Source organism: bacterium (assembly GCA_041649255.1).
Classification (GTDB): Bacteria; Hydrothermota; UBA3073; order JACQXS01; family JAQTXJ01; genus JAQTXJ01.
On sequence record JBAZNK010000008.1, the window covers coordinates 1 to 22,365 of the forward strand.

Consider the following 22,365-nt stretch of genomic DNA (forward strand, 5'->3'; position numbering starts at 1 on the left):
GCATCAATTTTAGGGAATATAAACACCCCATTATCGTTAATTTCACTATAATCATAGGGAACATCCTCTATTAAATGTTTCTTTGCTACCTCAAAGGCTTGTGTTTTGGAAATAGAAGGAGTGGCAGAAATATTGACATTAGAATGAATACCTATCCAAAAACCTTTTATTATCCCATCTTGGCAAATAGGAATGTCTAATGCCTGCCCATCAGTTCCAACTGGTATTCCCCGATATATTTGGTCGTAAATAATATGCCAATAAAACATCCATGATGTTGCGTCTTTATAATGGAAAGAGTCTTTATATGATTTTCTTAAAACCAATTCATCAAAATTTATGTTTATAAATTCCTTATAATCTTCTAAAGAATTTTTAACAAGCCTGTCGATTTCTTTCGTACTCATCTTATTCAAATGAGAAAATGACACCCCATATTTTTTTTCAATGTTTATCTTTAACCCATATACTCCTTTTATAATTCCTCCTGTCGTTTCTATTTCAAGAGTATCTCCTTTTTTATCTACAATTTTTTCTAACTTTATACCCCTGTCTACTCCCCATAGTTTATAACTGGTAATTATACCCAAAAACATCACCGCTAAAACTATTAACGCAACTTTTCTATGTAACATTTTTCTTACAAAAGATTTATTTTTTCTTATCTAATCCTTTATAGAAATCTATAATATCTTTGTCATATCTTCTGAAAAGTGTAGACATGCAAACAGTATCTTTTTTCTGGAGCAATGCAATAAGCTTTGTCCTACTTGTGACATGCCACGGACCATTTATTCTGTCAATATTAAGAAAGTCTTTGACGGTTTTAGTCGTAAAAACAGGTTTTCCTCTTGCATCACGTCCCGTGAATTTAGATTGCAGAATGTTTCTATAGGGGGGACTTTGAATAACAATTATAGAGTCGGTGAAAGCTCCTTTAAGCACACTATCAACTTGTATCTTATAAATATCCATAACAGTAATATAATGGCTAATATCTGCGGTATCACTTCCGGGAATAGATAAAGACTCATCTTGAATGACTTTCGTTGTGCAAGAGAGAACGGTTCCTATAGTTACCAAATCAGCGCTAATGTATTTCTCGGCATGCTCGTTTCGAAAACTTGGGGCGTCCGATTGAACACCCGGTTGAATGGTTACTTGTATATCTTCGTCAGGTTCGAAATTTTTTAGTTCCCATTTAATTTTGCCATCTTTGGTTAGCGTATAATCTTCAGGAACAATCGAAAAGATATCACCTTTTTCGTAACACTTATTTAAATCAATTGTTATATCTGCTTTTCCTATTGGGCCTTTCCAACCTGCGCCTGTTTCTAATACATAACTTATAATATGAAACATACCGGCACTTAGCGTTGAAAGGTAAACCCAGTATGTATTTCTTATTGTTTTTGTTTCGCCTTTTGCGAAATCTACTTTCCACGTGTACCATTTTCTTATCGGGAACTCTACGTCTTTTTCCCCGGTCATTTCATTTTCGCCTCTTTTTGTTTCTTCTTTTATATTAACCGGAACGGGTTTATTATCAACCCAAACATTGAAATTGTTAAGATTAGAATCGTAAAAGGAATGCTGAGTTTCATCAACTCCCGGGAATCCTAATAAAGCATTTTTGACTGCTTCCCCTGTATTTACGAATGTAAAGATACAATCAACGAGAATCTTTTTCTTAGCCCAACCATATATTTTTGTTGAATCTGAGGGGGGGGCTACTTTTATGTTTACGGTTTCCGCTTGCATAGCAATAGTTTTGCTATTTATAGGATATACGTTGTGTCCTGATTCAAAAAGCAGTCCATCATCTGCAAATAACGAGTCACAAAACCCTAAACCAATCAATAGAACTTTTAGAAATTGTTTCATATTCTCTTACGAGCTATTTCATAAACACAAGTTTTTGGGTTGCCTTATATTTACCGGCAGCGAGAGTAGCAAAGTAAATACCTGTTTTCAGTTCTTTTGCATTCAGGTTAACGCTATAACTCCCCGCTTCTTTTTCCCCGTCAATTAAAGTCTTCGCACAACTCCCAGAAATATCGTAAACACTTAATATCACTCGAGTTCTAACGGGTATGAAATACTTAATAACCGTTGATTTAATGAATGGATTTTGTCCTACTTCCAATTTTGCATTTTGAATTTTGAGATTTGCATTTTCTTCTATCCCTACTTCCTTATAACTCGCTAAACCACACCAAGTCCCAATCCATTTTGTACCACCTTCTATTGCTATTGAAGTAACAGAATCATCCGGTACGCCAGAGTTACTCTTATTATACACAGTCCAGTTAATATCGTCGTATTTTGCTACGCCACTACCACCAGTCCCAATCCATTTAGTGCTACCTTCTATTGCTATTGAAGTAACATAATTATACGGTATGCCAGAGTTACTCATATTAAACACAGTCCAATTTATCCCGTCAAATTTTGCTAAACCACCCCAACCGGTACCTATCCATTTTGTTGAACCTTCTATTGCTATTGACCAAATCCAGTTATTCGGCAAGCCTGAATTACTCGTATTATACACAGTCCAGTTAGTCCCATCGTACTTCGCTAAGCCACCACCACCAGTACCAATCCATATAGTGTTTCCTTCTAATGCTATTGAAGCAACAGAATTATTCGGCAAGCCGGAGTTACTCATATTATACACAGTCCAGTTAGTGCCGTCAAACTTTGCTAAGCCTCCATAAGTACCGATCCATTTTGTGGTGCCTTCTATTGCTATTGAGAGGACAATATTATTCGGCAAGCCGGAATTACTTGTATCATACACAGTCCAGTTAGTATTATCAAACTTTGCTAAACCACCATTATAAGTGCCAAACCATTTTGCACCAGTTCCTTCTATTGCTATTGAATTAATATAATTGGTTGGCAAACCGGAAGTAGTCGTATTATACACAGTCCAATTAGTGTTATCAAATTTTGCTAAACCACACCGACTAGTACCGATCCATTTTGCGCTACCTTCTATTGCTATTGAAGAAATTTCATAACCCGGCAAGCCTGAATTGCACACTCTATAAACAGTCCAGTTAGTTCCGTCAAACTTTGCTAAACCACCCCAACCAGTCCCAATCCATTTTGTACCACCTTCTATTGTTATGGAACAAGCAGCATTATCCGGCAAACCCGAATTGCTTGTATTATAAACGGTCCAATTAGTCCCGTCAAATTTTGCCAATCCTGCATAACTTGTTCCAACCCACTTTATTGTTCCTTCTATTGTTATTGAAGTAACATAATTATCCGGCAAACCTGAATTACTCTTGTTATACACAGTCCAGTTAGTGCCATCAAACTTTGCAAGTCCACCAGTAGAAGAATAATGAGAATCAATGCAAATCCAGATGTTACTTCCTTCTATTGCTATTGAAGAAACAAGATTGTCCGGCAAACCTGAATTACTTGTATTATAAACAGTCCAATTAGTGCCGTCGTATTTTGCTAAGCCACCATCACCTGTGGACTCATTGTATGTACCGATCCATTTAGTGGCGCCGTCTATTGCTATTGCAAGAACCTTGTTATCCGGCAAGCCTGAATTACTCGTATCATACACAGTCCAGTTAGTTCCGTCAAACTTTACTAAGCCACCACTATATGTACCGACCCATTTAGTGGTGCCTTCTATTGCTATTGAAGTAACATAATTATTCGGCAAACCAGAATTACTCGTATTATACACAGTCCAATTAGTGCCGTCAAACTTCGCTAAGCCACCGTAAGTCCCAATCCATTTAGTGTTTCCTTCTACTGCTATTGAAGAAACACTATTCCCCGGCAAGTCTGAATTTACGTAATTATAAAATTCCATACCACCTGTAGTCGTATCCATACAGACCAATCCACTCCTCGTTCCAATCCATAGTTTATTTCCTTCACCGGCAATAGCATGAATACCTGAATCGTCTGTATTGTACACATTCCAGCCCGGGTATTTTGCATTTAGTGTTGCTGCGACAAATATAACAAATATTATTACTTTTAGTTTTTTCATATTTCCTCCCGTTATCAAATCAAAAATTAAATATCAACTATTATTTCATTAAGATAAGTTTTTTTGTTAATTTCGTGTTACCTGCCGTTAGTCTCACAAAATATATCCCTGCTTTTAGTTCTTTTGCATTTAGGGTTGTAGTATAAGTGCCGGCGGGTTTTTCTTCGTTAATTACTGTTTTCACACAACTACCTGAAATGTCGTAAACACTTAATATCACTCGAGTTCTAACGGGTATTTGATACTTGATAATTGTTGATTTAATAAATGGGTTTTGGGAGATTTCTAATTTGGGATTTTGGAATGCGGAATTCGGAATGGAGGGTTCTTCTATGCCATAAAAATGGTGATGCCCGATTCTGTAATATATTTCCTGGCTGTTTTCGCCCTCTCCTTCCCATACTACACATATTCCGGGAACGTACCACGATTTTTTACCAACGATTATGCTTACGCCTACACGTGGGTTTATGTCATCCAGAGTATCTTCCTCGCTTAACTGTATTTCAGGATCCCATCCGTTTCCCGGAGACCTTGTCAGGGAAAGAATTTCATAATCGTTTCCGTCAAATCTTTGCCATACGATAATGTCCGTTACGCTTTTAGTATGATTTTCATTGCTCACCCATCCGCTTCTTATCGTGGGTTTTTCATCGTTAACGTTATTATCCGTTAACAGTGTTTCCGGACTCCATATTCCCGAATCATCTCTACTCATAGCTATTTCCCAATCATTCCCATCCCATTGCTGCCATACTGTCTCATCTCTATGTTCCAAAACTCCTTTTGTGACACAGGGGAACCTGTCATTGGTTGAATTGTTTGTAATTGCCGTAACGGAACCCCACGTTTTCCCGTTAAACACTCTGCACATTATTTCATAATCATTGCCGTCAAACTTTTCCCATACTACCCAGGCGCTGTCATGCCTTACGGAACCGGTATCATACCAGCTTCTCGTTACCATAGAAGGGTACCTGTCATCATAATTGTCGTCAGTAATTTTAGTTATTGAATCTCCGTCGTTTGAAGTAAAATATATTTCCCAATCATTGCCGTCACGTCCTTCCCAAACGATTATATCTTGACTGTATGAAATGTGGGGACATCCTAAAGAATCAGCGGAAGAAACGATTTTTTTCCCCCACCGGTAAATGCAAAATCCGGCGCTGTCCTGTGCCTGCCATACTATTCCACCGTCATCTATCGACGGGTTGGCGTTATTTGTTGTATTGCCGGGGTTAATTTTTATTGCGCTTACATAAGCTGTATCGGCATATGATGCGGAAATCACGGAATCTCCCGAAATCCATACTATGGGATTCCCTGAATACCCGGAGATATCAAAAAATACATCAGGCGCTACGTCCGGGATTGAGTTGTTGGTCAACTGTCTTTCTATGTCCCAGTCATCAAGACCAAGGCAAGGAAACGCCGCAAAAACGAACAAAAACATAATTCCATACTTTAAATTTTTCATATTTCCCCCTATTTCATCAAAATCAATTTCCTCGTCTCCTTATAATTGCTTGTAGTAAGTCTCACAAAATATATTCCTGTTTTTAATTCTTTTGCGTTCAGGGTTGTGGTATAACTCCCCGCCGCTTTCTCCCCGTTAACTAAAGTTTTAACACAACTACCCGAAATATCGTAAATGGCTAACGAAACTTTACTTGTGGCAGGTATTTGATACTTGATAACTGTTGACTTAGAAAATGGGTTTTGACTTATCCTGAGTGTAGTCGAAGGGGGATTGGTGTTTGAGGGTTCTTCGATGGCTAACCCATCATCCTTAAGTACCCACACCCCACCTGCATACCAACAACTTACATATACCAAACTATCTTGCGGATTGACTGCAATATCTCTTGACCCGTTTCCTACCAAAATTGTTTGTGTTGCTAAATCATTTGTCCCATCAATTACCGAAACATTACTACTATTCAAATTTGCCACGTAGATTTTATTTATGTTGGGGTTTACACATATTCTCCATGGATGAGCCCCAACAGCTACTGTAGTAACTACTGAATCATTGCCCCCATCAATTACTGAAACATTATTGCTATCCGCATTTGCTACATAAATTTTATTTGTTGTAGGATTTACACATATACCATAAGGATACAGTCCAACAGATACGATAGTAGTCATTGAATTAGTTATCCCATCAATTACCGAAACATTGTTACTAGCCGTATTTGCCGCATAGATTCTATTTGTTGTTGGGTTTACGCATATTCCTTGAAGATAAACACCGGCTGGTATCGTAGCAATAACGGTATCGTTTATTCCATCAATTACTGAAATATTATTAATATAATAGTTTGTTACATAGATTTTATTTGTCACTGGATTTACGCATATACCCTCGGGAGAAGCTCCCACAGCTACTGTAGTGACCACTGAATCATTAATTCCATCAATTACAGAGACATTGTTGTTTTTTTCATTTGTCACATAAATTTTATTTGTTATTGGATTTACGCATATAGCTTTAGGGTAAGACCCGACGGGTACTATCCTAACCACTGAATCTTTTGTCCCATCAATTACTGAGACATTATCTCTCTCATAATTTGCCACATATATTTTATTTGTTGTTGGATTTACGCATATACCCTTAGGATAAGAAGTTCCAACGTTTATTATAGTTACCACTGAATTATTTATGCCATCAATTACTGAAATGCTATTGCTCTCATAGTTTGTTACATAGAGTTTATTTACAGTAGGATTTACGCATATAGATCGAGTTCCCTTTCCTCCAACGGACACGGCAGTAATGACAGAATTATTTATACCATCAATTACTGAAACATTATTACTAGCATTTACTACATAAATCTTATTTATTGTTGAATTTACACATATACCTCGGGGAGCAGACCCGACGGCTATTGTAGCGATCACTGAATTATTTGTTCCATCAATTACTGAAACACTATCGTCCTCATAATTTGTCACATAAATTTTATTTGTTATTGGATTTACACTTATGTCATAAGGCCAATTTCCAACGCTTACTGTATCCACTATTGAATCATTTATGCCATCAATTACTGAAACATTCTTACTATTACTCCCGGCATTTCCTACATAGATTTTATTTGTTGTCGGATTTACACATATGCGAAAGGGAACAGACCCTACTGGCACTATACCAATTACCGAATTATTTGCTCCATCAATTACGGAAATATTATCACTACTGCTATTTGCTACATAGATTTTATTTGTTACTGGATTTACACATATACCTTCGGGAAGAGACCCAACATGTACGTTAGCAACTACTATATTATTCGCTCCATTAATTACTGAAACATTATTGCTGGCATAATTCGTAACATAGATTTTATTTGTTGTCGGATTTACACATATATCTCTAGTCCCGCCAGGACCAACAGCGATTACAGCAACAATGGAATCATTTGTCCCATCAATTACTGAAACACTATTATTACCATGATTTGCTACATAAATTTTATTCGTTGTTGGATTTACAGCTACTTCAGATGGGTTCATTCCATTCCCTGCTGGCGGACCGAACAAGATGCTGTCAACCACTGATAACTTTGCCCATACGGGTTGGCTCAGGAGTGTGACGGCAAAAATTAATAAGATATTTAATTTTTTCATAATTCTCCCTATTTCATCAATATCAATTTTTTTGTTGTACTATAATTCTCTGCCGGGAATTTATTTATTCTCCTGACTTCTCATTCGGTACACATCGGCTCTAACGGAATCCCAATCCTTAATATCAGCCATGTTATATATTTTTTTAGTAACGGGAGGAAGTAAATATATCACGCTGTCTATATTTTTTCCACTAGTCCTTTCTACAAGAAAACCCCACACATCCGGTATCATCGCAAAAAGTTTTTTAGATACTATTTTTTCGTTTGAAGACAATGAATCACACATTATAGAATCCGCTTTTATGGGGTCCAATCTGGCTAAATAAGAATCTATAGGCTCATAGAAGTAGCTTATTCTATTGCTTCTATGCAAATCTGCTAAAAAAGAACCGAGTAATACCAACGTATCTTTAAATGTTACGGGAATACGATAACTATCCAAATTTTTGTCAACCGGACAATAAAAAAGAATGGGTTGTAATATTTTGCCGTATTTTAATATGCTCTCAGGAAATTTATTAATAGAATCCCGGGGTTCAAGTTCGATATATGTCCCTCTACCACTATCTTTTTTTACATGAGAACGTTGAATATAGAAAAAATGGTGAAACTCTTTCAATACGGGTTTCAGGATATCTACTACTTTTTTAGGATAATGTTTTTCCCAACGTTTTCCATTATACTTAATAAAAATATCTTTTACAATACTATCAACATTCGTAATGAGAAAGGGCTGTCTCGGCGGTTCTTTCAGTCTCATGGTTATCAGAATTTTCAAACTGTCTAAAGCTTTTTCTTTAGGCAGATTAGCTAATCCCTCCGAAAACTTCTCTTTACTCCCCATACTCATAGCAGCACATAAAAACAAGGTGACAAAAATAAACATTCTTCTCATTAATCAGTCCTCCGACTATTTCTTAATTTACCTCATCAACACCAACTTCTTCGTTTCTTTGAATGTGCCTGCCGTCAGTCTCACAAAATATACCCCTGTTTTTAGTTCATTTGCATTCAGGGTTGTGGTGTAACTCCCTGCCGGTTTTTCTCCATTAACGAAAGTCTTAACACAACTGCCTGAAATGTCGTAAATATTCAACGAGACCTTGGAAGATCTGGGTATTGAGTATCGAAGAGTTGTTTTGCTTGTAAAAGGATTCGGGAAAACAGTTATATGGTTTAGTTTCTTCGGGGCAGATTGTTCCTCTGATATCCCAATCAAATTGCCATCCGAGTCATATTTCAAGGTAAACCATGCCATAATTGTATCACCAAGTCCAATTGTCCCCGTAACAAAAATTTCATTTTTTGAATTTACAGCAACCGCTTTTCCCCATTCAAAGTTTTCTTTATGATAAGTTCTGTTCCATAAAATACTATCCCCACCAGGCGTATATTTTGTTATGCCAAAATCACCACTATAATCACCATTATTAGTATCTATCCTTGCAACTCCTGCTGTAATTATATTTCCATCATTATCAATAGTAATGTCATAAGGAGTTCCTGCTTGATCGGAAGCATATTCTTTTCTTGAAATAGTTGTTCCCATAGAATCAACTTTTGTAATAGAAACAATATAGCTTGTATCATTTTGTTGTAAGGTACTTCCGATAACTATGTTATTGTTTTTATCCATAACAAGTGGACCGGTAATGCTATCATCAAATTGTTTTGTCCATAGAGAATCTCCATTATGGCTGTATTTCACAATAAGAGATTTATTGAGGTAATTAAGAGATATCATTACATTATTGTGAATATCTATAGTTAAAAAAGGACCTGACCATTTATTCCCCATAGGAAAATATTTACGCCATAGTTCTGTTCCCATAGAATCATATTTTATAGTGCAATACCCCAATCCACTCTCCCCTGTGACAATTACATTATTGTTTTTATCTACCGCAATATCATTTTCTGCTTCCAAATCCAGTGAATCAACCCTGTAGATTCTACTCCACAATAAAGTGCCTTCAGAGCTATACTTTAGAGTGCAGTAGGCATAATGACTTTCTGCCGAATATACACATCCCCCGATAATAATATTATTACTTTTATCGCATACAACTCCTGCTCCTCCACCATATATGGTGCCAGCTTCAAAATCTCTTGACCAGATAATACCACCGCTGGAGTCGTATTTAATAGTATGTGCAGTCAAAAGAGAATCAATGTGGGCAGAACCTACGATAATTACATTATCATAGGAGTCTATTGTAACGCCTCCCCCCATCCCTCTTACATATATCTGTGGCCAACTTGCGAAAGCAGAAATTGGCAACAAAAATATCAACAACATCAAAGCTTTCATAAAGAGAAGATAATTATTTATATATGGAAAGTCAAGATTTTTTTGCCTGTCTTGTCAAAAAATTAAGGGGAAAAATCCTGTGCCAAATTTGGGGTAAAGATTTACGAAAATCTCTCCTGTATTTTTCGAGAAAATTGAGCGATAAAAATTTCTTCCAAATTTCTTACATAAATTGGTCAAAATTGATCAAAATCCATCAAAATAAAATCATAAAAAAAAGGGGGATTTCATTAGGATTATCACGGGATTCGCTTGAATTTACTGGGGGTTACGAAAATGCCCGGATCCGCTTAGCAATCGTTTGCCTTAAGCCGCTCGGCCATCTCTCCATTAACAAAATATTAAGTTCTTTCCATCCAACTCCACTTTTCTATACTAAAGGGAAAAAGACAAAATTGTCAAATCTTTTTCGATTTTAATTTTGTAAAATTCTATCACTATCATTTTCTTAGGTGATAAAAAACTACTTCTGTTACTAATTAATTCAACCTCTAGTTTGTATGTTTTCTTTTTTTAAAACTTACTATAATTTCAAGCAATCCAAATAAAATAAAAAAATTAAAAACAAAGATAGCTATTCCTGCCTTTGTAGGTTTTTCTATCATTCTCAATATAAGAGGAGTTTTTTTATATTTTTCCCATATATTACTGTACTCTTGGAAAACTATTTCGTTTGTAATGTTATATAAACTATCTAGTAATTGAATATAGACATTGTGATATCCGGCACCTGCAGGATGTTCAAGAATATCATAATAAGAGTACCCATTTTTATTATATCTATAAAGGTTTTCTTTTAAACTAATAATGCCTTGATCAAAAAGATACTTGGCATCCGAATTCTGGGTGTATTCATAGTATTCATATATCCCTAAAACTGTAAACATCATGCCATTTAGAACCATCGATTTTGTACGCCCTTCATCTGCATATTCTTCATACCACCATCCATTGTTTACTGTTTTATAAGTAACACCCCCATCTTTAACTTCTACAAAGAAAGCATTCAACAATTCTTTTGCACAATTTAAATACTTAATATCTTTTGTAAAATCGTAAGCTCTGGTTAGCACTTGTATTGCTTGAGCCTGTGCCATTCCTGAACGCCATGGGGAAGTTAGATTAAAGATTGGCCAGGGAAAAGCATACTCCAAAATAGAATACTCTCCAAAAGATTTTGAATTATCTACTAGCCAATTTGCACAATTAATAAATTCTCTCCTTTTTTCACACTCGAAAAATTCCATTGCGTGTTGGCTAACTGTCACCGGATTCCTTATCTTACCAAATCCATAATCTACAATGGGAATACCTAAACTATCATACCCAACTTTTATCCTAACCACACTTTTAAAATAAACATTCCCAAGTATTTTATATGATATGTCTTCAGTAAAATTACATACTATAAAAGCACTAATTAAAGATAATAGCAATATAATAAGATGTTTTTTCATATTATTTGGCATTCGCCATATTAAAAATTTCGGATGCTTTTTTACCATTTCTGACATTATTCTTTATACTCGACAAATACTCAATATTCTCAAAACCTATCTTTGTCAATCTTTAATCCCAATCTTTTTCATTTCACTATAAAATCAAAAAATTGAGGGGGAAAATCTTGTGCTTTTTGGGAATAAAACTACTAAATAGAGGAGAGACAATTTTCCAAAATAGGTTTTTAATTTCACCTGCCGTGACTACTGTCCGGCAATCAATATACAAAAACTAATATGATCTATTAGAAGATTTTCCCCTGAGTCTACCCACAGCAAGTCGTGCCGCATTTCTTGTCTCTTTATCTGAATCATTTTTTGCCGTGTAATCCAGAGAAGAAAGGGCTTCTTTCCTGCCAAGTTCATCAAGAGAGACAACCGAAAGATAGCGGATATCAGCATTCTTATCCCGCAGACCCATTAATAACCGGTCAAATACTTTTTTAAAGGGCAATTCTCCTATAGATTGAGCCGCTAACGTACGAAGTCCCCAATCCTTGTTCTTATCACTTATAATTTGGAATAAAGTAGTATCGCATAAAGGGTCTCCTATCTCACCAAGAGCTACCACCACGTCTCTCGCTACTATTAAACTTGTGTCATTAACAAACTTTATAAGAGGTGGAATCGCTAGTGGACTTTTTATCACTCCCAGGGCAGTAGATGCTTTTGCCCTGACAATTGAGTCCGGGTCATTAAGAGCTTCTATAAGACACCTTACACTTCCCGGGTCTTTTATTTTTTCTAATCTCTGTATAGCATATAAGCGAGCAGGTTTCTTTGAATCTCCGGTAGCACCTACTACTTTTGCAAGGAGGTCAATTTCATCCTGATTATTAAAGAAAGAATCCAGCATCATAGCTGCGTATTCCCTAGTATCTTCAGGCTCTAAGAAATCAATAAGTATAGGTATTGTAGCCCTATCTTTATATATAAACTTCCCAAGTGCATCCGATGCCCCTTTTCTGACTACGACATCAGGGTCTTTTAATGCCCTTATCAACGGTCCTATTGACCCGGGTTTATCTCCTATTTCCAGCAATGACTGCGTTATTGCTACACGACATTGAGGGCTACTCTCTACGTCTGACTTCAATCTATTCGTAAGTGCTCTTACAGCCGCTTCTGCTTTAAGGACACCAAGTGCAGTAATAACATTTTCTCTTAATTTCGGAGATGCCGGGTCATTAAGCACAGCAACAAGAACCGGTATCGCCTGTTTTTCACCTAAAATTCCAAGCGCTTCTGCAATTCCTGCCCTTCTTTCAAAAGGAACGGTTGTATCTCTTATTGCCTGGACTATAATTGAAACACCGCTTCCGTCATGCAATCTCGCAAGCGCTTCACCTGCTGCATACCGCACGGAAGGATAAGAATCTTTTAATCTCTCTATAAGTGGCGTTACCGCCCTTCTATCTCCAAGTTTGCCAAGTGCCTCGCAAGAGTTTTCACGAACTTTGACCACCCCATCTTTTAACGCATTTATCAAATAAGGGACCGCAAAAATGTCTCCGGCGTTACCAAGTATTTCGGCAGCTTCCCATCTTTTTTGGGGAACGGCATATTTTAAATCCTGAATATATAGCACCCGGTCGCCTTTATCTTGAACTACCGGTCTTGTCTCTTTTCCAACTAATAAACAGGGGCCTATTAAGCAACCCAGTAACAAAATTACTCTTATCATTTTTTTAAATAAATTTAAATACTGTTGTCCGGGTATCTATTTAATTACCCTCCTCTTGCTTCTATTAAACCTAATAATTTCGAAAAGTCAATCTTTCTTTTATATAGAGGTGTTTTTACGTTTGCATGCACGGGTAAACTCTCCTCAAAAATAGGTTTATTCGGGGTTACATATAATACACCAAGCGCAAGCTTGCCTTATAATTTACTCCCAAGAAAAGTCATAAAAACAGGAATTCAATTGGTTTAGAATTTATATTGGAGAGCCATTTTCCATGGATACCAATCCATTGGCTCCATCGTCAGGTCGAGGTTTAATTTGTTCGTTAAATGGTACCCAATCCCAACCTTCGGGTCAAAGGTGTAATCTTTCCAACCGTCATATGCCTGACAGGCTTCTAACCCGCATCGAAGTGCAAATTGTCCCACAAGTCTTTCAGCGCCGATTACTATGCGAGGATAACTCATCCGGACAAAATTAGTGCTAATCTTAATTAAATCATATACATCCATACCGATTATTGTCTGGCTATCCGGCGAAATAACAATTCCTAATGGAATCCCATTATAGTACCAATAAAAATAATTAAAGGCTCCAAAGGGAGTATCAGAGTGGTCATGCCAGTATCTATAATATGTTTTTGTTCCAATAGTCAACCAATCTGTAATTTTTCTCCGAACCAATAAATTGACCTTAGTAGAGTAGGAATTATGATCGAAATCGCTTGCCTTAGAGTATAACCGTTTGTACTCACTATACTCAATACTCCCCGAAATGTAGGTTTTGGGAACACCACTGGTCGTAATTCCCAAAATATAAGAATAGTTAGAGGCAGAATAATCGGATGTATCTGAGCAATAGGATGAGCTGTCAAAATTATAAGTAGTTTCTGATTTATATATTGACGGAGGGGCGTTAGAAAGCTTTGCCATAACTCCGATATTTATTGTTTTCACTTTAATCCCTGCACAGAAGATAGGACAATGGGAAATACTACGCTGATAGGATGTGTTTGTACAAATACCCTCTACATACTCTCCCTCTTTATAATGCCAGTAAGGGCTGAGAGACCAATATTTATACCCATTTAAATTGTCCGTATATCCAAGTCCAAAAACTGCTTTTTTGAAAGGATAAAGTGCGTATCCTTCAAGTTTTCTTGTGAAAAAATTGCGATAATGGAAGCAATCAATAAGATTATTATAATCGTCAAAGTACTCACATTCACTATAAAATCCGTTAAACATAAGTGCCGGTTTATTAAAATCCAGCCATTTAGCAGGGTTTTCGGACATCTCGCTTTCTATGTCTTCTACTGCAATATCTACTCCGCCCATTCCATCCAATCTTACAGAACCGGCATTGAGATTTACTACTCCAAATACTATACCGCAAAATATACAAAAAATATTTTTTTCCATTTTCGCCTATTTATTTACCACCGGCTAACAACACCAGAACTACAATTGTTTCCACACAGCAAATCCCCCCGATTATGCCGACAGCCATTCGAAAGAATTTGCTTTTTTCTTCCCTCTTATTATCGTTATAAACTATTCCCCAGTTTAAAATCCCGCACACTAAAAACAATAATCCAAACATCCCCATCCATATAACCAAAGCTGTTATCGAGTTTTTAAATATTACATCTATAAGATAAAATCCCATAAGTATCAACCCGAATATTCCGTGCGCCGTCCTGTAGTCCTTTTTTTCTTCTTTCCAGGAAAGGGAGGATAAAGAAATCAACAAACCCATAGATAATCCAAGAAGCGAATATTGAATATGCCCACGATAAAGTATAATCGGAAGCAAAAATGATATCCCCGATAATAACTTTACCGGTCTGTTTAGCGATTCATGGGAAATAGGTTTGTTAAAAATAAAAGATACCAAAAGCGCCATCCCCATAACCCCCCAAAGAATTAAAAGCAATATATCTGTTTTCATCTTTCTCCTTAGAAGCCCTTAGGCAATAGCCCTTAGGGATTCTTATCTGGAGCGAAGCGGCCCTTGGCGGTGGCAGCTCAGCTGGACATTTTTTACCATTTCTGTATTTATCATCTCATCAACACCAGCTTCTTACTCTCTTTATAATTCCCTGCTGTTAGCCTCACAAAATAAACTCCTGTTTTTAGTCCCTTCGCATCCAAATTTACAGCATAACTCCCCGCTTCTTTTTCTTCATTCACAAGTGTTTTTACACAACTGCCTGTTAAATCGTAAATCGTTAATCTTGTATTCGTATAATCGTTATTCGGAGGAATAGTATAATTAATAGTTGTTGATTGTACAAATGGGTTTTGTCCTATTTTTATATTTAATATTTGATTTTTGATTTTTGATATTTCTTGTATCCCTGTCGTTGTATAAGTCGCCAATCCATTGTTTGTTCCAATCCACTTTTTGCCACCCTCAAATACTATTTCAGTAACTACATTGCTGGGCAATCCCGAATTTCCCACATTATAAAAAACCCAGTTTGTCCCGTCAAACCTTGTTAATCCGCCGCCGTCCATCCCAATCCATTTTGCGCTCCCTTCTACCGCAATCGCAGAAACACTATTACAGATTACTCCCGAGTTGTTCTTGTCATAAATCGTCCAGTTAACCTCGTCAAACTTCGCTAACCCGCCATAATAAGTCCCAATCCACTTTACATTCCCCTCCAGCGCAATACATAAAATAGTGTCCGAAGGTAATTCCGAATTGCTTACATTGTAAACGGTCAAAACCGTGTCTTCAATCTTTACTAACCCTCCGTGCGTCCCAACCCATTTTATACTGTCTTCAACAACAATTGCCTCAACCCAGTCAGAAGGCATTATTGAATTTGCCGTATCATAAATCGTCCAGTTCGTTCCGTCGAATTTTGCCAGCCCTCCACCATAAGTGCCAATCCATTTTACGCTGTCTTCCACGGCAACAGCCTGAACCCAATCATACGGCAACTGCGAATTTCCCGTGTTATAAACCGTCCAGTTAATCCCGTCAAATCTTGCCAACCCGCCATAATAAGTTCCAAGCCACTTCGTGCTTCCTTCAAGAGCAATCGCCATAACGTCATCATTAGGTATTCCCGAGTTCCCCGTATTATAAGTCGTCCAGTTGATCCCGTCATATTTTGTTAATCCATTATAACCATAGGAAACTCCTATCCACTTTGTTGACCCTTCCATCACAAGAGCGCTAATACAGTTTCTGGATAACCCGCAATTGCTCGGATTATAAACCGTCCATACGGTGTCATCGTCAAATTTTATCACCCCGTCAACACGCGTCCCGACCCATTTTGTATTCCCCGCCACTGAAACGACACAAGCATAATAAGAGGGAAACCCCGAATTGTTCTTGTCATAAACCGTCCAGTTAACACCGTCAAACTTTGCTATTCCATAACTTGTGCCAATCCATAAAGCCGTATCTTCTAATGCAAGAGAAAAAATGTCATTGGAAGGCAAATCTGAATTGCTCGTAGTATAAACCGTCCAATTCGTTCCGTCAAACTTTATAAGACCGCCGCCTGAATGGTCATAAGCGCCAATCCAGACATCGCTCCCTTCTATTGCAAGAGCATCAACCTCATAGCACGGAAAATCGGAATTACTGTGGGTATAAGAAGTCCAGTTCGTTCCGTCAAATCTTACCAACCCGCTGCTATAAGTCCCTATCCATTTTATTGAGTCTTGCAATGCAATAGTAGTGACTTCCTCACACCATATTCCCGTATTGCCGTAGTTATAAACAGTCCAGTTCGTTCCGTCAAATCTTGCCACCCCACCGCCATAAGTTCCAATCCATTTTACGCTGTCTTCTATTGCAATGGCACTAATGACATTATTCGGCAACCCTGAATTATTCTTATTATAAACAGTCCAGCTCGTTCCGTTAAATTTTATTAACCCGCCGCCATAAGTCCCAATCCATATGTTTGAATCCTCAAGCGCAAGCGTAGTGATATTATTGCAGGGCAACCCTGAATTCGCGTGGTTATAAAATACCATATCCCCGTTAGCCGTGTCCATACATACCAACCCTCCGCCATCCGTGCCAATCCATATGTTATTCCCTTTGTTCACAAAAGCGGTAATCCACTTCCCGCTCGCATAATTTTCCCAGTTTGGGTACTGAGCAAAACAATTAGAAGAGATTGCGGTAAAAACAAAAAAAGTGAAAAATAACTTTATATATTTTTTCATCTTCCTCCCTTTCTTAAATTTCATACCACACTAAAAGATTAATATTACCGTATTCTTTAATAAGTCAACTAAAAAAACAATTTGAAAACAGGGGGGAATTCCTTTAATAACTTGGGGATAAAGATTTGCGAAAATCTCTTCTGTGATTTTCGAGGAAATTGAGAATGAAAATTTCTGCCAAAAATTGATTAAAATTGATGAAAAATCGTCCAAATACTTACTCAAACAACCTTGTTCTTATAAACAAATTTATCTAATGGCATCCTATCCGGTCTGTTTTTCTCATCCTTGACCTGCTTCTCCGAAAGAATAGGATTGATTGTTTCCGAATGCTTCCCTACCAGTATAAGCGTTATAACTTTCATATCCGCAGGAATACCGACTATTTCCTTAACCTTATCTTCATTATAACCCGCAATAGGATGCGCTACTAGACCGAGTTCGGTCGCCGTTAACATCATAAAACCAACCGCCATACCCGTATCAAACAAGAAATACTCTCTTCCCTTTATGTCACAATCGGATTCCTTTTTGCTGAAAACAACTATTATCATAGATGCATATTGCGCCCACTCATTCCCTTTGGAAAAAGCAGAATGCATACTTTTCAATAATTCAGGTTCATAAACGAATACAAACCTCCACGGCTGGTTATTGAAACAAGAAGGAGCCAAACCTGCACTTTCTGCAAACTTATTAATTAACTCTTCCGTGATTTCCACGGGCTCAAACGAACGATACGCCCTTCTTTCCGATATTGCTTGTTTAACGTCCATATTACTTTTCACCTTGCTTCGGCTCAGATATCAAAAGTTCTTTCTTGTCCGTTCCATAAATACTACATTTAGCTTCTGTTAGTATTTTATCTCCGATTTTTGCATCTATCAAGGAATAACATACTTCTTGCGCTGAATCACTGGATTGGCTTTTGAAATGTTGTTCCACCACTAAATCTTTATTCAGAAAAACCTTTATATAAGATATAAAATGTTTCTGTTGGTTTGGCTTCACGGGATGAACTACTTTAACTTTTAATATTTTTGGACTGTCTGGGGAATTGTATGGTTGACCAGTAATGGGGTTGATATTAAATTCCATAATAATATTTTTAGGAGGATCCGCAAATGCTTTTAACGGAGTAAAAACCATACTAAAAAACAAACCACTAAATCATTAAGGGTTTTAATATATTCATTCTTCTCCTTTTTTATTGTATAACAAACTTCAACAAAAGAATAATTACCGCGTGGATAGTCGCAAAACTAACTGCAATTATTGCAATTAACTTATGTTTCTTAAATTGCCATCCGCGTAACCCGGAAATAACCGTAAAAAGAACTAACCCGTATGTTATAATTCCAAAAGGCACAATAAGATCTCCCATTTTTGAAAGAATATTGCCCGCAGCAAGTAAATTCAAAGGACTCAACAACATCCCGCAAAACAAAATTTTTTTCATTATTTTAATATGTTGCATTTTTATTCCCGTTTACACAAAATATTAACCTGCAAGGATTTTAATTAAACCGTAGCACTTCTCTACTTCAATGTTCTTAGGTTTAATTGCCTCTTCTAAGGGGAAACTTACCATAGTATTATTCTTTTCTAACCGCATACATTTGTTAATCTCGCCTTTTCTAAAAAGTTCAACTGCAAAATTCCCGTAATATGCCGCAAGCACCCTGTCAAAAGCAGTCGGATGACCGCCTCTCTGGATATGCCCCAAAACTACCGCCCGTATGTCAAACCCTGTCTTTTCATTAATAGTACGCACTAAATCCAGAGCTTTTGCTTTGCCTTCCGCCGTTATAATTATCCAGCTTACTTTCCCTTTTTTGCTTGCTTTTTCAATATCTTCACAAAGATTGTCCATATTGAAATCTCTTTCCGGCAACAAAACTTCCTCACACCCACCCGCTAACGCAACTTTTGAAGCTATATAACCGCAATTGCGTCCCATAACTTCTACAACAAATATCCTTTCCAGAGAAACTGCCGTATCCCTTATCTTATCCAATGCATCTATCGCTACGTTTATTGCAGTATCCGCTCCAATTGCATTATCCACACCGTTTATATCGTTGTCAATCGTAGTAGGCACCCCTATTACAGGAATATTATGTTCAACGGCTAATAAATGCGCCCCGGTTAATGAACCGTTACCGCCTACGACAATTAAACCGTCAATTCCATTGGCTCTTATATTTTTTGCCGCTTGCGACCTACCCTCGCTACTGCAAAATGTCTTGGAACGGGAAGTTTTCAAAATAGTTCCGCCTAAATTAATTATACCTGAAACTGAACGGCTGGAAAGAGGTATAATCTCATTGTTTATCAAACCTTCATACCCTCTCATTATACCAACGATTTCCATATCATAAGCGCATGCCGTTCTTACGATTGCTCTTATAGCCGCATTTACTCCCGCGCAGTCGCGCGTCAAAATACCTATTTTTTTGATATTAATCATTTTCTAACAGAAACTAGGGAAATTTTATTACTTGGTGAGTGTACTTATTATAAATTGAGAGCCTTTAATTCTTTTTCTCTGCTTTTTCCGCTTCATGCAGTTTTCTCAAAACTCCCTGGAATTTCTCTGTTTTTAAATCATTGGCTGAAGGTTTCAGTCTGGTACTTATCTTTCTCCAGGTTCTTCTGTTGTGCCTGCGACTTCTCTCCATATGCGTTCTTCTCATTATTATCCCCCTGCTATTTTATCCTGATTTTGTTATGTTAATACTTTATTTGCAAAAGTCAATTCCTTTTTTTATATCTATTATAAAAACTGCTTAACAAGGATGGAACAGAAAAAAACAAAAGGCTTGCCCTTCGCAAGCTCAGGATAGAAATTCCTAAGGGCTAAAGCTCCAAGGACTTTCTACCACAAAGGCACTAAGCCCAGCAAAGCTGGATAATTTAGAGTAACGTTCCGCCTGAGGCGGATCACGAACTCTAACTAAACACAAAATTACACTAAACAAAAAATTTGGGAACGCAGATTTGGAAAAGATTTACATAGATTTTAATTAACAGTGATTAAAAGAGAATTCAATAGATAAAAAACAGATAATAATTAATAAGGTAGAGCGGAGCTTTAATCCGGCTTTGCAGGGCTGGACAACTGCCCCGACTAAATAAAAGTGAACGTAGCGCGACCTTTTAAGGTCACTTTTTGTCTAAGTTGATAATATAAAACGGTAACGCCAATCCCTGACTACCTATGTACTACGTATTTTTAATTTGACAAACTTAACTTAAAAAATACTATTACCGATAGATTATGAAAAAAAGTCTATCCAAAAACATACTCGTAATACTACTGGTTACACTCATCTCTTTCTCCATATATACAATTATTCCAATCTTAATAAAAAAATTCTCATTCTTAAATCATATAATAATTGCTTTTTATCTTGAACAACTAAAACATATAATCCTGCTTCTTCCCGTTGCCGTTATTCTCTATTTTATTGCTCCTCTCAGAAAAATTCTGGACTACAAAAATCCCATTATGAAAATAAAAGAACCTCATTTCCTTATCGGAATTGTTTTGCTATCCCTATTGGCTGCAAATTTAATATCCTGGAAATGTTATAACCACTACCCAAAAGAAGATGACACCGCCGTATATAAACAGGCTCAAATATTCTTAACGGGTAAAAGATGGGTACCTTCTCAGGTATATCCAGAATTTTTTGACGGTTTCAATATGATTAATAATAATGGCAGATTCTTTTCTATGCCCGCTCCGGGACACCCGTTTCTTCTGCTTTTAGGATTTCTAATCAAAGCCCCCTGGATAATTTGCCCTTTAATAGGCGCTCTTTTATTACTGGTTTTATATTTCTTGCTTAAAAACTTATATACACCTTTTACCGCCCGCACGGGAGCAGTATTCCTGCTTTTATCCCCTGCATTTTTGTTCTTCTCTGCATCATTCCTAAACCAGAACTCAAGCACATTGTTCTCATTACTCGGATTGTTTTTAATCATAAAACTTTTTAATAAAAAGTCCCAATGGTATCTGGCTTTATTATCAGGATTCGTCATAAGCATTGCTTTTTTATCAAGACCAACATTGCCTTTTGCTTTTTTCCTGTCCTCGCTGATATTTATTATTATAATGGAACACAAAAAACAATTAAACAAGGGAATGGCTGTTTTATTTGTCACGGGATTCCTGCCGTTATTGGTTTTCCAGTTGTATGATAATTTCACCCTGACCGGACACCCTCTACATTACGGTTATTCTTTGTGCGAATTCGCTAAATTAAATATTGCAGGTTTTGGCACGGATATTGGCTCTCTATCCGTTAATATGGAAGGGCATTCTTTGCTAAAAGCTATCGTAAATTTAATGTATAACGTTTTTACAATTTCGTTACATCTATTCGGTTGGCCGTTGTTATCCCTTGTATTTGTAGCTTTATGGATATGTAAAAGTAAAAAGACAGGTTTTGAGTGGATATTTATGGGCATAATCGGACTTTCCATAATATTTATGGGATTTTTCTGGGCGCACGGAAACACTCCGACAGGTCCTCATTATTATTACGAAATCATACCTTTGTTAGTAATTATTACTGCCGTAAAGCTTGAATCTTTAGCTAAACCGAACATACGAGCAGTGGTTACGTTATTATTTTTAATAGGTATTTTTTCTTATATACCGAATGCGACTAAAGTGTTCAAAGTATGGGGCACAAACAATAACTGTTATAATGAAGTAACTAACCGAAATATCCATAATGCAATAGTTTTTATCAAAGACCCTGTGGGCAGCGATGAAAAAACTGTAACGCTTAGAAGGTATAATTATTTATCCGTAATCTGCAGGAATGATGCCATAATTGAAAATAGCGACATTCTGTATGCGGAAGATTTGGAAAGTAAAAATAACGCTAAACTCATAAAACTATATACCAATAGGAAAATTTACTTGTTTGAATATCTCAACAACGGAAATAACTGGCAGGTAGTTCCATATACGCACTAAGG

The 22,365-nt window shown here is 36.9% G+C and carries 18 protein-coding genes; 1 reads left to right on the plus strand and 17 read right to left on the minus strand.

The features are described from left to right. From WC614_06535 to WC614_06615, 17 genes are all read right to left on the minus strand, one after another. Positions 1 to 635, minus strand: a 635-nt coding sequence (locus WC614_06535; protein MFA5032657.1) for a hypothetical protein, incomplete at its 3' end; no start/stop codon positions are given. 16 nt (positions 636 to 651) lie between these two features. Then, positions 652 to 1,884, minus strand: a complete 1,233-nt coding sequence (locus WC614_06540) for a DUF4424 family protein (GenBank protein MFA5032658.1) — start codon at positions 1,882 to 1,884, stop codon at positions 652 to 654. Positions 1,885 to 1,897: 13 nt separating this feature from the next. After that, positions 1,898 to 4,030, minus strand: coding sequence for a T9SS type A sorting domain-containing protein (locus WC614_06545; GenBank protein MFA5032659.1), 2,133 nt, complete (start codon positions 4,028 to 4,030; stop codon positions 1,898 to 1,900). Between the two features lie 40 nt (positions 4,031 to 4,070). Beyond that, entirely contained in the window at positions 4,071 to 5,510 is a 1,440-nt protein-coding gene (locus WC614_06550; GenBank protein MFA5032660.1) for a T9SS type A sorting domain-containing protein, read from the minus strand. A gap of 8 nt (positions 5,511 to 5,518) precedes the next feature. After that, positions 5,519 to 7,672, minus strand: a complete 2,154-nt coding sequence (locus WC614_06555; GenBank protein MFA5032661.1) for a T9SS type A sorting domain-containing protein — start codon at positions 7,670 to 7,672, stop codon at positions 5,519 to 5,521. 60 nt (positions 7,673 to 7,732) lie between these two features. Further along, positions 7,733 to 8,569 carry a hypothetical protein gene (locus WC614_06560; protein MFA5032662.1) on the minus strand — a complete coding sequence of 279 codons (837 nt, stop codon included), beginning with the start codon at positions 8,567 to 8,569 and terminating at the stop codon, positions 7,733 to 7,735. A gap of 27 nt (positions 8,570 to 8,596) precedes the next feature. Then, a complete protein-coding gene (locus tag WC614_06565; GenBank protein MFA5032663.1) occupies positions 8,597 to 9,985 on the minus strand; it encodes a T9SS type A sorting domain-containing protein in 1,389 nt (462 codons plus the stop codon). Positions 9,986 to 10,476: 491 nt separating this feature from the next. Beyond that, the gene (locus WC614_06570) at positions 10,477 to 11,490 is read right to left on the minus strand and encodes a D-glucuronyl C5-epimerase family protein (protein MFA5032664.1); all 1,014 of its coding nucleotides are present in this window, start codon (positions 11,488 to 11,490) and stop codon (positions 10,477 to 10,479) included. Positions 11,491 to 11,716: 226 nt separating this feature from the next. After that, positions 11,717 to 13,168 (minus strand): HEAT repeat domain-containing protein, encoded by a 1,452-nt coding sequence (locus WC614_06575; protein MFA5032665.1) that lies wholly within the window; start codon positions 13,166 to 13,168, stop codon positions 11,717 to 11,719. 245 nt (positions 13,169 to 13,413) lie between these two features. Further along, the gene (locus tag WC614_06580; protein ID MFA5032666.1) at positions 13,414 to 14,589 is read right to left on the minus strand and encodes a hypothetical protein; all 1,176 of its coding nucleotides are present in this window, start codon (positions 14,587 to 14,589) and stop codon (positions 13,414 to 13,416) included. 10 nt (positions 14,590 to 14,599) lie between these two features. Next, positions 14,600 to 15,118 carry a hypothetical protein gene (locus WC614_06585; protein ID MFA5032667.1) on the minus strand — a complete coding sequence of 173 codons (519 nt, stop codon included), beginning with the start codon at positions 15,116 to 15,118 and terminating at the stop codon, positions 14,600 to 14,602. Between the two features lie 110 nt (positions 15,119 to 15,228). Then, the gene (locus tag WC614_06590) at positions 15,229 to 17,367 is read right to left on the minus strand and encodes a T9SS type A sorting domain-containing protein (GenBank protein MFA5032668.1); all 2,139 of its coding nucleotides are present in this window, start codon (positions 17,365 to 17,367) and stop codon (positions 15,229 to 15,231) included. A gap of 221 nt (positions 17,368 to 17,588) precedes the next feature. After that, a complete protein-coding gene (locus tag WC614_06595) occupies positions 17,589 to 18,143 on the minus strand; it encodes a nitroreductase family protein (GenBank protein MFA5032669.1) in 555 nt (184 codons plus the stop codon). 1 nt (position 18,144) lies between these two features. Beyond that, the gene (locus WC614_06600) at positions 18,145 to 18,465 is read right to left on the minus strand and encodes a desulfoferrodoxin family protein (protein MFA5032670.1); all 321 of its coding nucleotides are present in this window, start codon (positions 18,463 to 18,465) and stop codon (positions 18,145 to 18,147) included. A 109-nt stretch (positions 18,466 to 18,574) separates the two neighbouring features. Next, entirely contained in the window at positions 18,575 to 18,826 is a 252-nt protein-coding gene (locus tag WC614_06605) for a hypothetical protein (protein MFA5032671.1), read from the minus strand. Between the two features lie 42 nt (positions 18,827 to 18,868). Further along, positions 18,869 to 19,837, minus strand: a complete 969-nt coding sequence (locus WC614_06610) for an ATP-dependent 6-phosphofructokinase (GenBank protein MFA5032672.1) — start codon at positions 19,835 to 19,837, stop codon at positions 18,869 to 18,871. A gap of 64 nt (positions 19,838 to 19,901) precedes the next feature. Continuing rightward, positions 19,902 to 20,063 (minus strand): hypothetical protein, encoded by a 162-nt coding sequence (locus tag WC614_06615; protein ID MFA5032673.1) that lies wholly within the window; start codon positions 20,061 to 20,063, stop codon positions 19,902 to 19,904. Positions 20,064 to 20,647: 584 nt separating this feature from the next. Between WC614_06615 and WC614_06620 the strand changes: the two genes are divergently transcribed. Next, positions 20,648 to 22,363, plus strand: coding sequence for a glycosyltransferase family 39 protein (locus WC614_06620; GenBank protein MFA5032674.1), 1,716 nt, complete (start codon positions 20,648 to 20,650; stop codon positions 22,361 to 22,363). Positions 22,364 to 22,365: the final 2 nt, after the last annotated feature.